Here is a 14833-nt window from a genome sequence, read left to right as displayed (position 1 = left end):
GCCGGCCCCCTGACCGGCGGAATCCCGGCGGGGTCCGTCACTCACGTGGACCCCGCCAGAACGCACCCCGCCGTCCGCAGCCGCAACACTGCGGACATGGGTATACGCATGCTGCACCGCAGGACGCCCGAGGTACGGGGCGGCATCCGGGCCGAGGCCGGCAGGGCCTCCGGCCCGGCCGCGGCCGCCTCGCCGGTCCCGGCCCTCGCGGCCGGCGCCGGCACCGCCCGCGTCCCCCTCGGCCCGGTCGCGGCCGCCCGCAGAGCCGCCCCCGGCCTGCTGCGCCGGCCGGGCGCCCGGCTCCGCCGCACCGCCGACCGGCGCGCCTGGGCGGACCTCGCCCACGCCTACCTGGCGCTGCTGCTGACCGCGGTCCCCCGGACCCGTCCCAGACGCACCCTCACCGTGTTCGTGGCCGCCCTCACCGAGCGGCCGTCCGGTCCCGGCCCGCACCGGCCACCCCACCAGGACCGCCCGGAACCCGGACCGGACGCCACATCCTGACCCCGGCCGCGTACAGCAGCACCCCGAGCAGCAGTCCGGCCCCGGAGCCGAAGCACAGGGTCGGCACCAGATCCAGCGGACGCACGGACACACCCGGGTACGCCCACCACCGCGCCGCCCGCTGCACCGCCCCCGCCAGGACACAGCCACCGATCACCGCCGCGGCCCGCCAGCGGTCCCGCGCGGACAGCGCCGGCACCCCCGCGGGCTCCCCGGCGGGCGCCCGCCGCAGCGCCCCCAGCAGGAACACGGCGATCACCACGGCCGCCACCGCGGACGAGCCGTACTGCAGCCACGTGTACCGCGGCAGGCCCGCCACCGCCCCGCCGAGCGCCGGGACCAGCCGCGACCCCCACCGGTCGTGGTGCGTGAACGCGTCCCACACGACGTGCGTCAGCGCGCCGAGCACCGCCGAGGCGTACCAGCGCAGCACACGCTCGGCCCCCACGCGCGCGCGTGGCGCCCCGCAGCGCAACAGGGCGGCCCCGCGCCCCTGGCGGGCCCGGGGGAGCAGCGCCACCAGCGGCTCCCGTACGAACAGCCACAACCCCACCAGCGCCCAGGCGATGAGCACGTCCACGCCGGCCACGCCCGGCAGGGAGTGGGTGACCGCCCCGAACCCCATCGCGTCCCGCCGGACGCTCGCCGCGTAGTAGGTCACGTCGGGTGCGAAGGACCCCGCGACGAGCACGGCGGGCACCAGCCGGCCCCGGCCCCCGCCGTCCCGGCGGACGGCCGGCAGGACGGCCGCCGCGTGGCTGAGTGTGAACGGCAACAGGTCCCCCTCGGGCGGGCGTCGGCCACGGCTTCGCGACCGTTGATCACGTCCGGTCCAGTATGCGTCGGCGCCGCAGGTGGTCCCCGCGGCCCGGTGGTGTCGGCCGGCCGGTGAAAACCGCACCCGAACGGGTGCCCCCGGCAAACAAGTTGTCGTAGTGTCACCTGGGCTGCCGTGCCGGGAGGCACGGCAGCCACCCGTCGCACGGACGGAAAGGCGGAACAGGGGCAACCAGAGCACCGGGTCAACCGTCACACCAGAGCGAGGCAGACAGCCGGAGACGGACGCGATGGGCGTCCACGGGAGGGGTTCACTCTATGGCGGCGCATTTCGGCAGGCGGCTGCGCAAGGGAGCGGCGACCACCGCGGTGGCCGCGGCGGCGGTCGCGGCACTGTCCGCGTCCCAGGCTCCCGGAGCGGCCGGCGAGGACCCCGGCAGACCGGCCTCGGCAGGCGTCGGCACACCCGTGCCCGATGCCCCCTCCGGCGGCGACGCCACCGGCAACTCGCCGTACTACACGGACCTTCCGCCGCTCAACAGTCCCAACCCCAGCCCCTCGTCGAAGGCCGGTGACCCCGTCGCCCGGGGAGAGGCGGAGGCCGGCATACCCGCGACCGTCCTCGACGCCTACAAGAAGGCCGAGGCCGAGCTGCGCTCGTCCAAGCCCGGCTGCAACCTGCCCTGGCAACTGCTGGCCGCCATCGGCAAGGTGGAGTCCGGTCAGGCCCGCGGCGGCCGCGTCGACGCGGACGGCACGACGCTCGGCCGGATCCTCGGCCCGCAGCTCGACGGCAACGGCTTCGCGCTCATCAAGGACACCGACCACGGTGAGTTCGACGGCAACAGCCACTACGACCAGGCCATCGGCCCGATGCAGTTCATCCCGTCCACCTGGGCCTGGGCCGGCCGGGACGGCAACGCCGACGGCAAGGCCGACCCGAACAACGTCTACGACGCCGCGCTCGCCGCAGGCCACTACCTGTGCCGCAACGACTGGGACATGTCCACCGAGCCCGGCCTGCACAGCGCGATCCTCAGCTACAACAACTCGCAGGACTACCTGAACCTGGTCCTGAACTGGCTGCACTACTACCGCAAGGGCACCCACTCCGTGCCCGACGGCAGTGGTGGCGCGCCCGGCCGCCGCAGCGACGACGGCACCCCGCGCCCGCACACCCCGGCACCCGCCGACCCGCCGGGGACGAAGCCCGGCCACCAGCCGGACCCGAAGCCCAAGCCCGCGCCCAAGCCCGCGCCCGAGCCCAAGCCCGACCCGAAGCCGCAGCAGCCGGGCGGCGGCGGCCAGAGCCCCGACCCGCAGCCGTCGGAGCCGCCGGTCCCGCCGAAGCAGCCCACCCCGTCCGAGACCGTGGACCACCTCGAGGACGCCGGCACCGCGCAGCTCACCGCGATGGCCGGGGACGCGTTCGGGGAGCGGATCGGCACCCGCGCCGAGACCAGGGCGGGAACCGCCGTCGCCAAGGTCAGGATCCGGTTCACCATCACCGGCGACACCGACGCCGCCTTCGCCGGCGGCGAGAGCGTCGCCACCGTCGCCACCGACGCCAAGGGGGTGGCGCTCGCACCGGCCCTCCAGGCGGGCGAGAAGACCGGCGACTTCAAGGTCACCACGGCTGTCGTCGGGCACCAGGTCAAGGCCGTCGGCTACACCGCCACCGTCACCGCCCGCGCCGCCGACACCCTCAGCCGCACCGGTGACACCGAGCTGACCTGCACCCCCGGCGGCGAGTTCGCCGAGCAGGTCCAGGTGGAGGCGACCTACAAGGGCGCCGCCGCCGACCGGGTCGCGGCCACCGCCACCCTGATCAGGACCGCCGACGACGCCACCGAGAACGACAAGGGCCCCTACTTCAAGGACGCCGACGGCAGGACCGTGCGCACCCTCACCGGCCTCATGACCGACTCCGAGGGCCGGCTCACGCTGCCCGAGCTGTACGCGGACGACACCACCGGCACCTTCCTGCTCCGGGTCACCACGCCCGGCGGCGGCACCGTCACCGTCGAGCTGCGGGTCGCCGCCGCCGACGCCCCGGCGAGCCCCTCGCCGAGCCCGTCCGCGACCGCGACCTCCTGACGCCAGGCACGGCCAGACGCCGCGCGCGGCGCGCATCGCGCGCGGTACGGCCGTCACCCGACGGCCGAGGGCGCCCGTCCGCCGCGGCGGACGGGCGCCCTCGGCCGTACGACCGGTCAGCGCCGCAGCCGCGCGTTGGTGTGCCGGGTGGGTTCCGCGGTCGCCGGGTCCTCGGGCCACGGATGCTTCGGATAGCGCCCGCGCAGCTCGGCGCGCACGCCCCGGTAGCCGTCCCGCCAGAACGACGCGAGGTCGGCCGTGACGGCGGCGGGCCGCCCGGCCGGCGACAGCAGGTGCACCAGCAGCGGCACCCCCGCCACGGCCGGCGTCTCACGCAGCCCGAACATCTCCTGGAGCTTCACCGCGAGGACCGGCCGCTCCGGATCCCGGTAGTCGATCCGGATCCTGGACCCGCTCGGCACGGTGATCCGCTCCGGCGCCAGCTCGTCCAGCCGGGCCGCGTCCCCGCTCGCCCACGGCAGCAGCCGCGCCAGCGCCTGCCCGGCGTCGATCCGCGCGAGGTCGGCCCGCCGCCGGGCCCGGCCCAGCTCCGGCTCCAGCCACTCGTCCACGCGCGCGTGCAGCGCCTCGTCGGAAACCTCCGGCCAGGGCGCCCCGGCATGCGCCCGCAGGAACGCCAGCCGCTGCCGCAGCACCGCCGCCTCCGGCGTCCAGCGCAGCAGCCCCAGCCCCTCCTGCCGCAGCCCGTCGAGCAGGGCCGCGCGCACGAGCACGGGATCGGCCTCCTTCAGCGGCCTGACGGCCAGCTCCACGGCACCCAGCCGTTCCACCCGGCGGGCCACGACGTCCCCGCCGGCCCAGCGCACCTCGTCCCGCTCCGCCAGGAGCGCGCCGGCTGCGGCCCGGGCCACCTCCTCGGAGACGGCCGCGCCGAGCCGCACGCGCGCGTGGCCCCGCCCGGCACCCCGGTCGGCGACCGCGACGACGATCCAGGGCGCACCGTCCAGCGCCGACCCGTCCCCCAGCTCCGCCCGGGTCCCGGAGACCATGAGATACGAACCGCCGTCCAGCCGCGCCACCCGCTCCGGGAACGCCAGCGCGACGGTGGGCCCAACCAGCCCCTCCGTCCCGGACTCCGAGCCCGCGACGGCCCCGGCACCCGCCCGCGCCCCGTGATCCCCGGCGGCCGGAGCGGAGGGATCCGCCGAGACGGCCCGCAGCCGCCGCACCTCCGCGGCCCACCGCCCCGCGTAGGCGTCACCGCCACGCCGGGCACGCCGCAGGGCCCCGGCGAGATCGTCCCCGTACTCCCGCGGCACCTCCTCGGAGAGCAGGGCGACGGCCTCCGCACCGCGGCCCGAGGTGTCCAGCAGGGCCCGCCCCAGCCGCGGATGCACCCCCAGCCGGCCCAGCCGCACCCCGAGCCCGGTGGCCCGTCCGGCCGGATCCACCGCGCCCACGGCCGTCAGCACCTCCCGCGCCGCCGCCATCGCGCCACCGGGCGGCGGATCCAGCAACGCCAGCCCCGAGGCGTCGGGATCCCCCCAGCAGGCCGCCTGGAGGGCGAACGCCGTCAGATCGGCCACCTTGATCTCCGGCGCCGGGAAAGCCGTCAGCCGGCCGTCCTCCGCCTCCGTCCAGCACCGGTACACCACACCCGGCGCCTCCCGCCCGGCCCGCCCGGCCCGCTGCCGCCCGGCGGCACGCGACGCCCGCACCGTCACCAGAGCGCTCAGCCCGCGCGCGTGATCCACCCGCGGCTCCCGCGCCAGCCCGGAGTCCACCACCACCCGCACCCCGGGCACCGTCAGCGACGACTCGGCCACCGACGTCGTCAGCACCACCCGGCGCCGCTCCCCGGGCGCCAGCACCGCGTCCTGCACGGCGGCCGGCGCCCGCCCGTGCACCTGGAGCACGTCCACCGCACCCAGATCCCCGAGCTGCCCCGCCACCCGCGCGATCTCGCCCACACCGGGCAGGAAGCACAGCACGTCCCCCTCCCGCTCGGCCAGCGCCCGCCGCACCACCGAGGCCACGTGGGCGAGCAGCGCCGGATCCACCCTCATCCCGTGCGGGGGCCGCACGGGACGCGCCGGAGGCGCCCACACGACCTCCACCGGATGCGCGACGCCCGCCGCCTCGACCACCGGCGCCCCGCCCAGCAGCCGGGCCCACCCCTGGGCGTCCGTGGTCGCCGACGCGGCCACCAGCCGCAGTTCCGGGCGCAGCGCCTGCCGCACGTCCCACAGGAACGCGGCCACCGTGTCGGCGTCCAGGTGCCGCTCGTGGCACTCGTCGATCACCACGACGTCGACGCCCGCCAGTTCCTGGTCCCGCTGCAGCCGCTGCAGCAGGACGCCCGTGGTCACCACCTCCACGCGCGTGTGCCGCCCCACGACCCGCTCGCCGCGCACCGTGTGGCCGACACTGCCGCCGGGCCGCTCACCGAGCAGCCACGCCATCCGGCGCGCCGCCGCACGCGCCGCGATCCGCCGCGGCTCGGCCACCACCACACGCCGCGCGGGCCCGCCGCCGGCCAGCCCCGCCAGCACGAGCGGCACCAGCGTCGTCTTGCCGGTGCCGGGCGGCGCCACCAGAACGGCCGTGCCGTCCGTCTCCAGGGCGTCGGTCAGAGCGGGCAGGGCGGCCCGCACGGGCAGCGCGTCCAGGGCGTCGTAACGGATCACGCCCCCAGTGTCGTACGGAGGCGGCGACGCCCCGGACGCGCGTGCGTGCCCGGACCCGCGCCCACGGGCCCGGGCATCCGGCCCCGCCCGCGCCCACGGACCCGTGGGCGGCGGTGGGCGGCGCGCACGGACCCCGTGCTCAGTCCCGCTCGCACACGAAGATCGCCGTGCCGGGGATCAGGTTCCCGCGCAACGGGGACCAGCCGCCCCACTCGGAGGTGTTCCACGCCGGCCACTCCGGCTCCACGAGGTCCACCAGGCGCAGACCCGAGGCCACGACGTCCCGGACCCGGTCCCCGAGCGTCCGGTGGTGCTCGACGTACACCGCCCTGCCCTCCTCGTCCTGCTCCACGTAGGGCGTGCGGTCGAAGTAGGAGGACGACACCGACAGCCCCTCGGGGCCCGGCTCGTCCGGGAAGGCCCAGCGGACCGGGTGCGTCACGGAGAAGACGAACCGGCCGCCGGGCCGCAGCACCCGGCGCACCTCGCGCAGCACCAGCCGCGGATCGGCGACGAACGGCAGCGCCCCGTACGCGGAGCACGCCAGGTCGAAGGAACCGTCCGCGAACGGCAGGGCGCCGGCGTCGGCGCAGACGAGCGGAACCGGTCCGCCGATCCGCAGCGAGTGCTGGAGCTGGCGGTGCGACAGGTCGAGGGCCACCGGCCGGGCGCCCTGGGCCGCCAGCCAGCGCGAGCACTGGGCGGCGCCCGCCCCGATCTCCAGGATCTCCTTGCCCTCCAGTTCCTCCGGCGGGCCCAGCAGCTCCGCCTCCACCTCGTCCAGGCCCTCCGGACCCCACACGAAGCGGTCGTCGCCGAGGAACGTCCCGTGCTCGGTCTGGTAGTCGTCCGCGTTGCGGTCCCACCAGCCCCGGTTGGCCCGGCTGCTCTCCGCGACCCCCGCGTGACGCCGGGTGGCCTCCGCCTCGAACCCGTCGGGGTCGAGCTGTTCCGGCTCTTGGATGATCGGCTCCCTCGTCGTACTCTTCCGTCCAACCCGCCGGGCGCGACACGGGGGGACGAAGGCCCGTGTGGCCTCGCGGGACGATTCCTGTGCCGCTTATGCGGCGATCCGCCCCGGGTGTGCGCCTTCGCGCATTGACCATGCCCGGCTGCCCCCGTATGCTACAAGTTGCGCTGCGGGCCTGCGCACCTCAGACGTAGCAGGCTGCGCTCGCATCTGTTGTATGTCCCCTCGGTTGTCGAGGCGCCGTCACCAGTTCCTGGTGGGGCGCTTCCTTGGCTGTCCGGCTTCTGCAGAGCGATACGGGCTCCCGGCGTAGCAGTACCTACGACTTCAATGTCCGTACCGGAGCCCTTTCCCACATGACGAGCAGCACCGAGACCACCGCCACCACCCCGCAGGTTGCGGTCAACGACATCGGTAACGAGGAAGCCTTCCTCGCCGCGATCGACGAGACGATCAAGTACTTCAACGACGGCGACATCGTCGACGGCGTCATCGTGAAGGTCGACCGGGACGAGGTCCTGCTCGACATCGGTTACAAGACCGAAGGTGTCATCCCGAGCCGCGAGCTCTCGATCAAGCACGACGTCGACCCGAACGAGGTCGTGGCCGTCGGCGACGAGATCGAGGCCCTGGTCCTCCAGAAGGAGGACAAGGAAGGCCGCCTGATCCTCTCGAAGAAGCGCGCCCAGTACGAGCGTGCCTGGGGCACCATCGAGAAGATCAAGGAAGAGGACGGCATCGTCACCGGTACCGTCATCGAGGTCGTCAAGGGTGGTCTCATCCTCGACATCGGCCTCCGCGGCTTCCTCCCGGCCTCCCTGGTCGAGATGCGTCGCGTCCGCGACCTCCAGCCCTACGTGGGCAAGGAGCTCGAGGCCAAGATCATCGAACTGGACAAGAACCGCAACAACGTGGTCCTGTCCCGCCGTGCCTGGCTCGAGCAGACCCAGTCCGAGGTCCGCCAGACGTTCCTCACGACCCTCCAGAAGGGTCAGGTCCGCTCCGGCGTCGTCTCCTCGATCGTCAACTTCGGTGCCTTCGTGGACCTGGGTGGCGTCGACGGCCTGGTCCACGTCTCCGAGCTGTCCTGGAAGCACATCGACCACCCGTCCGAGGTCGTCGAGGTCGGCCAGGAGGTCACCGTCGAGGTCCTCGACGTCGACATGGACCGCGAGCGTGTCTCCCTGTCGCTGAAGGCGACCCAGGAAGACCCGTGGCAGCAGTTCGCCCGCACCCACCAGATCGGCCAGGTCGTGCCCGGCAAGGTCACGAAGCTGGTTCCGTTCGGTGCGTTCGTCCGCGTGGACGAGGGCATCGAGGGTCTGGTCCACATCTCCGAGCTGGCCGAGCGCCACGTGGAGATCCCGGAGCAGGTCGTCCAGGTCAACGACGAGATCTTCGTCAAGGTCATCGACATCGACCTCGAGCGTCGTCGCATCAGCCTCTCGCTGAAGCAGGCCAACGAGTCCTTCGGTGCCGACCCGGCCTCGGTCGAGTTCGACCCGACCCTGTACGGCATGGCCGCGTCCTACGACGACCAGGGCAACTACATCTACCCCGAGGGCTTCGACCCCGAGACCAACGACTGGCTCGAGGGCTACGAGAAGCAGCGCGAGGAGTGGGAGCGCCAGTACGCCGAGGCGCAGTCCCGCTTCGAGCAGCACCAGCAGCAGGTCATCAAGTCCCGCGAGGCCGACGCCGCCGCTGCCGCCGAGGGTGGCGAGGCCGCCGCTCCGGCCGCTTCGGGTGGCGGTTCGTACTCCTCCGAGGGTGCGGACACCTCCGGTGCCCTGGCCTCGGACGAGGCGCTCGCCGCGCTGCGCGAGAAGCTGGCCGGGGGCCAGAGCTGATCCAGGCCGCCAAGGCTTGACCGTCGGCAACTGAGGGGCCGCACCTTTCGAGGTGCGGCCCCTCTGGGTTTCCGGGACCCCTCCGCCCCGGCCCCCATCGCGGGGCCGGGGCGGACGGGCTCCGACCGCCTGGCCCGTCGTGGGCCGTCCGCCCACCGCCGGCTCGTCGTGGCCGTCGGCGCCGTGCCCGCCGCACCTCCCGAAGGGTGCTGGCTGACGGGGTGTCAGGGTGACGGGCGAGAGAGACCTGATCAGCACTGCGCTCCGGGAATGCCCACGCTCCAGGGCGCGTTGTCCATGAGGAACACGAGGAGGAGCGGTCACAGTGCTTGATCCGCAGGGTTTGTACGCATGGGAGCCGAAGGGCCTCGCCGTGGTCGACATGGCGCTCGCCCAGGAGTCGGCCGGACTTGTCATGCTCTACCACTTCGACGGATACATCGACGCGGGTGAGACCGGCGACCAGATCGTCGACCGGCTCCTCGACTCGCTGCCCCACCAGCTCGTCGCACGCTTCGACCACGACCGGCTCGTCGACTACCGGGCCCGCCGGCCCCTGCTGACCTTCACCCGGGACCGCTGGACCGACTACGAGGTGCCGGCCATCGAGGTGCACCTCGTCCAGGACGCCACCGGCGCCCCCTTCCTGCTGCTGTCCGGCCCCGAACCGGACATCGAATGGGAACGCTTCGCCGCGGCCGTACGGCAGATCGTGGAACGGCTCGGCGTCCGGCTGTCCGTGAACTTCCACGGCATCCCCATGGGTGTCCCGCACACCCGCCCCGTGGGCCTCACCCCCCACGGCAACCGCACCGACCTGGTCCCCGGGCACCGCAGCCCCTTCGAAGAGGCCCAGGTGCCCGGCAGTGCCGAAGCGCTGGTGGAGTACCGCCTCATGGAGAGCGGCCACGACGTCCTCGGTGTCGCCGCGCACGTGCCGCACTACATCGCCCGCTCCCCGTACCCGGACGCGGCGCTGACCGTCCTGGAAGCCGTCACGGCGGCCACGGGGCTGGTGCTGCCGGGTCCCGCGCACGCACTGCGCACCGAGGCCCACCGCGTCCAGACGGAGATCGACCGGCAGATCCAGGAGGGCGACGAGGAACTGACGGCACTCGTCCAGGGACTCGAGCACCAGTACGACGCGGCGGCGGGCGCCGACACCCGGGGCAACATGCTCGCCGAACCCGTCGACATCCCCTCCGCCGACGAGATCGGGCGCGAGTTCGAACGCTTCCTGGCGGAGCGCGAGGGCGAGAACTGAAGGGGCCCCGCCCCGTCCCGCGGACCGGCCCCGCGCAGCCCCGGCGCCGGCAGGGCCTAAGCTTCCGCCCATGCTGAAAGTGGGCCTGACCGGCGGGATCGGCGCCGGCAAGAGCGAGGTGTCCCGGCTGCTCGTGGAGCACGGGGCGGTACTGATCGACGCCGACCGCATCGCGCGTGACGTCGTGGCCCCCGGAACACCCGGGCTCGCGGCCGTGGTGGACGCCTTCGGCACGGACATCCTCACCCCCGACGGCGGTCTCGACCGGCCCCGGCTCGGCTCCATCGTCTTCGCCGACCCCGGGAGACTGGCCGTGCTCAACGCGATCGTGCACCCCCTCGTCGGTGCCCGCTCCCAGGAACTGGAGGCGGCCGCCGCCGAGGACGCCGTCGTCGTCCACGACGTCCCGCTGCTCACCGAGAACGGGCTGGCACCCCTGTACGACCTGGTGATCGTCGTCGACGCGAGCCCCGGCACCCAGCTCGACCGGCTGGTACGGCTGCGCGGCATGACCGAGGACGACGCACGCGCCCGCATGGCCGCACAGGCCACCCGCGAGCAGCGCCGGGAGATCGCGGACATCGTGATCGACAACGACGTACCGCTGGACGCGCTGAGGAAGCGCGTGGCGGAGGTCTGGGACGCCCTCGCGCACCGGGCACACGAGCCCCGGACGCCGTCCGCGGACGGCGGGCCGCCACCGGGCGGAGCGGAATAGCCGACCGCGGCGGCGCGTTGAACCGCTGCAGCAAGGGAAGGACTCAGCCGTGCCCGAGACCAGTGGTTCGACCGGACGTACTCCGGAGACGCATGTCATCGACTTCCGCGCGGCCGAACAACTGCTCAACGCGCGGGATCCGCGGGGCGCGGTGAAACTGCTCGACGGCGTCGTCGCAGCACACCCCGAGAACACCGCGGCCCGGCTGCTGCGCGCGCGTGCCTTCTTCGCGGCCGCCCAACTGCGCCCCGCCGAACTGGAGTTCACGATCGTGCTGGAGCGGGAACCGGACAACGCGTTCGCGCACTTCGCCCTTGCCCGCACCTACGAACGCCAGGGCCGCCCAGAGCAGGCAAAACGTCACTTCCGGCTGGCCGCCGCGCTCGACCCCAACCCCGAGTACCGCAAGGCCGCCCGGTTCGACTCCTGACCGCGGCGGATCGGGTCGGCACCGTCACGGATGCCGGGCACGCGGCGGCCGCCGGCGCCCCGGCCCGCTCTCCGGCGGCCGGTACGGGGGGACCTCCCGCCCCGGCTGGTAGTGCGGGCCCTGCCGCAGATGCCCGAGGACCACGGCCATGTCCACCGTGGCCACCAGCCACAGCACCCCGCACGCCGCCGCCCAGCCAGGGCGCCCGGCCAGCGAGAACGCCGCCGTTCCGAAGATCGTCCAGACGATCCCCCACAGGCTCAGCCAGAACCGCGCCCGCAGTGCACTGCGCGCGGTCACCGGCTCACTGCCCGTACGCATCCGGATCACCGTTCCTGACTGCAACGTACTCTTCCCGGACGACACGACCAAGGGGGTCACCGCTTGCTGCCCGACGCCGACGAACTCGCCCGGGAACTGATGGACCTGGCCGTACCCCACGAGGACATCAACGACCTCGTACGCCTGAGCCGCCGCGTCCGCGACGACCCGGAACTGCGCCGGTGCCTCGAGAACGCCGTCAGCGACCTCGTACGCGACATGGGAGCGCCCCTCGGTGGCGCCGACCTGCCGGACCTCGACCGGCCACCGGGCCCGCTGCGACGCTGCTTCCCCGTCTACGTCCTCGTCGCCGCCCTGCCGTACGTCCGCCGCCACCACCGAGAACGCGGCATCCCGGCCGACACCACCCGGCGCACCCTCGCCGACCTGGGCCGGAACATGGCCGCCCACCGCGCACGGCACGGCCTGACCGGCCTCCAGAAGCCGCGCTGGCTCACCCTGCACTTCCGCGGCGAGCTGTACCAACTGGGCCGCCTGCAGTTCCAGCGGACCACGCTCGGGCAGCGCACCGGCACGGCCCTCGCGGCGGCCGGACTGGACGTGACCCCGCGAACGCCCTGCCTGACCCTGCACGTACCCGACTTCTCCGGCCCGCTGTCACCGGCCGCCTGCGACCGCTCCCTGGCCCTCGCCGGCGACTTCTTCGCCCGCCACCACCCCCAGGACAGACCCCCGGCCGCCGTCTGCCACTCCTGGCTGCTCGACCCCCAGCTCAAGCGGTACCTGCCCGCGCACTCCAACATCGTCCGCTTCCAGGAACGCTTCCGGACAGCCCACCAGGACGCCGAACCGGCCGACACCGAACCCGTCCGGTTCGTCTTCGGCGACCCCGACCTGCCCCCCGCCGACCTGCCACGGCGCACCTCCGTCGAACGGGCCGTCGGCGACCACCTGAGATCCGGAGGACACTGGTACGTCGGCCACGGATGGTTCCCGTTCCCCTGTTCCTGACTCGAACGAGTGAACCCCGCCCTCCGCGGAACGCCCCTCCCCACCCCACCCGTTGTCCGGGCATGACGATCGAAAGGCGCGAAGGACACGAAGGAACGGGCCCCGGCGCGATCACCCCGGACGGCTGCGCCGTGGAGCTGTACGCCCGGCTCCCGGCCGGCGGCGAACCGGACGTCATCGCGGGCGCCGTGCCTCCCGGGTCACACATCCTCGAACTGGGCAGCGGAGTGGGCCGGGTGACCCACGCCCTGCTCGAACGCGGCTTCACCGTCACGGCCGTGGACGAGTCCGCCGAGATGCTCGCCCGCGTCCGCGGGGCCCGCACGATACGCGGACCGATCGAACAGCTCGACCTGGGCGAGAAGTTCGACGTGGTGATGCTCGCGTCGTTCCTCGTGCACGCCGGTGACGTCGACGTGCGCCGTGCCCTGCTGCGCACCTGCGTCCGGCATGTGGCTGAGGGCGGCTGCGTGCTCATCCAGCGAGAGGGCGAGGACTACCACTCCGACGTGCCGAGGGAGCGGACCGACCCGAGCGGCTTCACCGTGCGGATCGTGTCGGACGAACCGGTCGGCGACGGAGTGCGCTCGGTGCGCGCCGAGTACGTCTTCCCGGACGCGGTCTGGACGCAGACGTTCCGCAGCCGGCCCCTGACCAGGGAGCAGTTCGAGCGGGCGCTGGCCGAGGCGGGACTGAAGGTGGACACCTACCTGACCCCGGACCGCATATGGGTGAGGGCGATACCGGTGGCGCCGGACCGATGAGTTCTCCGGTCGGGCCGGGTCTACCCCCGTGACAGCAACCGGGACCGCTTCACCAGGAGACCACCATGTCCGAGACCGCCACCCCCGCCACCTCTGGTGCCTCCCCGACCGCCCGCGGTCGCCTCGCCCGGATCGCCCTGCGCTCGGTGCAGGTGCTGCTCGCCCTGTTCTTCGGGATCGCGAGCGCGCTGCCCAAGCTGATCGCCCACCCGTCGGCCGCCGAGTCCTTCGACAGGATGGGCTGGGGCAGCGCGGGCATGTACACCATCGGAGCACTCGAACTCGCGGGCGCCGTCGCGCTGCTGGTGCCGGTCCTGCAGTCGGTGGCCGCGATGGCGCTGAGCGCGCTGATGGTCGGGGCGTTCATCGTCCAGCTCACCGTCTTCGACGGTCAGTACGCGGCGACCCCGGTGATCCTGATCGTGCCGCTCGCCCTGGTCGCCTGGACCCGGCGCGCCCACAACCGGGACCTGCCGGCCCTGCTGCGAGGTACCGGACGCCGGGCCTGACCGCGAACGGGCCCGGCCGGCGACGTCGGTGAAGGCCCGCGGCCGCGGCGGGTGCCACACGAGGCGATGCGCGGGACACCGGAGGGCGCGCGGCAGCGGACCGGAGACGAACCGGGGGAGGGAGGGGATGGGGGGGGAGGCCCCCGGAGGTGGAACTCACCGCCCCCGTGTACGCCCTCCGGCGCCCCCGGCCCCACCTGCCCTGCCGCGCCCGCCGGAGCCTCGCGTACGTCCCGGGCCGCCGGGCCCAGCCGGACCACCGGCCGCACCGGGAACACCCGGGCCGCCGGCCGGTGCCCCCGGCCCGCCGGGCAGGCCGAGGCCGCGCAGCCGTTCCAGTTCGCGGCGGTCCCGCTTGGTGGGGCGGCCGGCGCCGCGGTCGCGGAGCCCTGCCGGAGCCACGGCCTCGCGGGGCGGCGGGGGCGGGGAGTTGTCGACGTAGCACTGGACGGCCACCGGGGCGCCGACGCGTTTGCGGATCAGCCGCTTGACGATCACGACGCGTTCCCGGCCCTCGTGCCGCAGGCGCACCTCGTCGCCGACGCGCACGGAATAGGCGGGCTTCACCCGCTCCCCGTTGACGTGAACGTGCCCGCCACGACAGGCGGTGGCGCCCAGGGAACGGGTCTTGATCAGACGGACGGCCCAGATCCAGCTGTCGATCCGTACGGTCTCCCCCTGCCCCGGACCGGCCGCCTCGGCGGCGGCCACCGCGGCGGCCACCCCCGGATCGAGCGGCGGGGAGTCCGCCGCCCCGGAGGCCTCGGCGTCCCGGACGGGGGCCGGTTCGCCCGGCCCGCCGCCGTCACGGTCCACGTTCTCGTCCCCATCCTCGGAAGCCATGCCCCCGACCCTAAACCCCGGGGCGGGGAAGCCCGGCGGGTTTTTGCGGGCGGGCGGCGCGCGGGACGAATCGGCCCCCGGCGGGCATGGCACGCGAGTTCGCCGCAGTGCCCGCCCGGCCGCCCGCCGTCCGTGCGGGGATCGGTGGCACGGGACGGGCGTACGA

The 14833-nt window shown here is 74.3% G+C and carries 14 protein-coding genes; 9 read left to right on the top strand and 5 right to left on the bottom strand.

The window, feature by feature from the left end; translation table 11 throughout:
• Positions 1 to 96 precede the first annotated feature (96 nt).
• Positions 97 to 504 (top strand): hypothetical protein, encoded by a 408-nt coding sequence (locus MXD57_RS12670; protein ID WP_250401469.1) that lies wholly within the window; start codon positions 97 to 99, stop codon positions 502 to 504.
• Here the strand turns inward: MXD57_RS12670 and MXD57_RS12665 are convergent.
• The gene (locus MXD57_RS12665) at positions 422 to 1279 is read right to left on the bottom strand and encodes a DUF4184 family protein (RefSeq protein WP_250401468.1); all 858 of its coding nucleotides are present in this window, start codon (positions 1277 to 1279) and stop codon (positions 422 to 424) included. The two genes, MXD57_RS12670 and MXD57_RS12665, sit on opposite strands and share 83 nt — an antisense overlap.
• Before the next feature lie 320 nt (positions 1280 to 1599).
• Between MXD57_RS12665 and MXD57_RS12660 the strand changes: the two genes are divergently transcribed.
• Positions 1600 to 3378 (top strand): lytic transglycosylase domain-containing protein, encoded by a 1779-nt coding sequence (locus MXD57_RS12660; protein ID WP_250401467.1) that lies wholly within the window; start codon positions 1600 to 1602, stop codon positions 3376 to 3378.
• Positions 3379 to 3494: 116 nt separating this feature from the next.
• Here MXD57_RS12660 and hrpB read toward each other — a convergent pair whose 3' ends face one another.
• Positions 3495 to 6026 (bottom strand): ATP-dependent helicase HrpB, encoded by a 2532-nt coding sequence (gene hrpB / locus MXD57_RS12655; RefSeq protein ID WP_250401466.1) that lies wholly within the window; start codon positions 6024 to 6026, stop codon positions 3495 to 3497.
• Positions 6027 to 6165: 139 nt separating this feature from the next.
• Positions 6166 to 6993, bottom strand: a complete 828-nt coding sequence (locus MXD57_RS12650; protein ID WP_250401543.1) for a class I SAM-dependent methyltransferase — start codon at positions 6991 to 6993, stop codon at positions 6166 to 6168.
• Positions 6994 to 7352: 359 nt separating this feature from the next.
• On the opposite strand from MXD57_RS12650, the gene rpsA reads away from it, so the two are divergent.
• The 4 genes from rpsA (at position 7353) to MXD57_RS12630 (ending at position 11258) form a co-directional block, all read left to right on the top strand.
• On the top strand, positions 7353 to 8846 hold the full coding sequence (rpsA, locus tag MXD57_RS12645; RefSeq protein WP_009322963.1) for a 30S ribosomal protein S1: 1494 nt from the start codon (positions 7353 to 7355) through the stop codon (positions 8844 to 8846).
• 325 nt (positions 8847 to 9171) lie between these two features.
• Positions 9172 to 10110 carry a PAC2 family protein gene (locus MXD57_RS12640; RefSeq protein ID WP_250401465.1) on the top strand — a complete coding sequence of 313 codons (939 nt, stop codon included), beginning with the start codon at positions 9172 to 9174 and terminating at the stop codon, positions 10108 to 10110.
• A 70-nt stretch (positions 10111 to 10180) separates the two neighbouring features.
• Positions 10181 to 10828 (top strand): dephospho-CoA kinase, encoded by a 648-nt coding sequence (gene coaE, locus MXD57_RS12635; RefSeq protein WP_250401464.1) that lies wholly within the window; start codon positions 10181 to 10183, stop codon positions 10826 to 10828.
• A gap of 49 nt (positions 10829 to 10877) precedes the next feature.
• Positions 10878 to 11258 carry a tetratricopeptide repeat protein gene (locus tag MXD57_RS12630; protein WP_250401463.1) on the top strand — a complete coding sequence of 127 codons (381 nt, stop codon included), beginning with the start codon at positions 10878 to 10880 and terminating at the stop codon, positions 11256 to 11258.
• Between the two features lie 24 nt (positions 11259 to 11282).
• Here the strand turns inward: MXD57_RS12630 and MXD57_RS12625 are convergent, their stop codons facing one another.
• Complete coding sequence (locus tag MXD57_RS12625; protein ID WP_250401462.1) at positions 11283 to 11579, bottom strand: DUF6343 family protein; 297 nt, start codon at positions 11577 to 11579, stop codon at positions 11283 to 11285.
• Between the two features lie 63 nt (positions 11580 to 11642).
• Between MXD57_RS12625 and MXD57_RS12620 the strand changes: the two genes are divergently transcribed.
• The 3 genes from MXD57_RS12620 to MXD57_RS12610 all read left to right on the top strand — a co-directional run bounded on the left by MXD57_RS12620 (position 11643) and on the right by MXD57_RS12610 (position 13824).
• A complete protein-coding gene (locus tag MXD57_RS12620) occupies positions 11643 to 12551 on the top strand; it encodes an acyltransferase domain-containing protein (RefSeq protein ID WP_250401461.1) in 909 nt (302 codons plus the stop codon).
• Between the two features lie 62 nt (positions 12552 to 12613).
• Positions 12614 to 13315: a class I SAM-dependent methyltransferase gene (locus MXD57_RS12615; RefSeq protein ID WP_250401460.1), complete on the top strand. Its 702-nt coding sequence runs from the start codon at positions 12614 to 12616 to the stop codon at positions 13313 to 13315.
• Between the two features lie 65 nt (positions 13316 to 13380).
• Positions 13381 to 13824: a DoxX family protein gene (locus tag MXD57_RS12610; protein WP_250401459.1), complete on the top strand. Its 444-nt coding sequence runs from the start codon at positions 13381 to 13383 to the stop codon at positions 13822 to 13824.
• Positions 13825 to 13980: 156 nt separating this feature from the next.
• Here MXD57_RS12610 and MXD57_RS12605 read toward each other — a convergent pair whose 3' ends face one another.
• Entirely contained in the window at positions 13981 to 14667 is a 687-nt protein-coding gene (locus tag MXD57_RS12605) for an RNA-binding S4 domain-containing protein (RefSeq protein ID WP_250401458.1), read from the bottom strand.
• Positions 14668 to 14833: the final 166 nt, after the last annotated feature.

Origin of the sequence: Streptomyces cellostaticus (genome assembly GCF_023630175.1) — a bacterium.
Taxonomy (GTDB): domain Bacteria; phylum Actinomycetota; class Actinomycetes; order Streptomycetales; family Streptomycetaceae; genus Streptomyces; species Streptomyces cellostaticus_A.
This window is presented reverse-complemented; position numbering and strand designations above follow the sequence as displayed.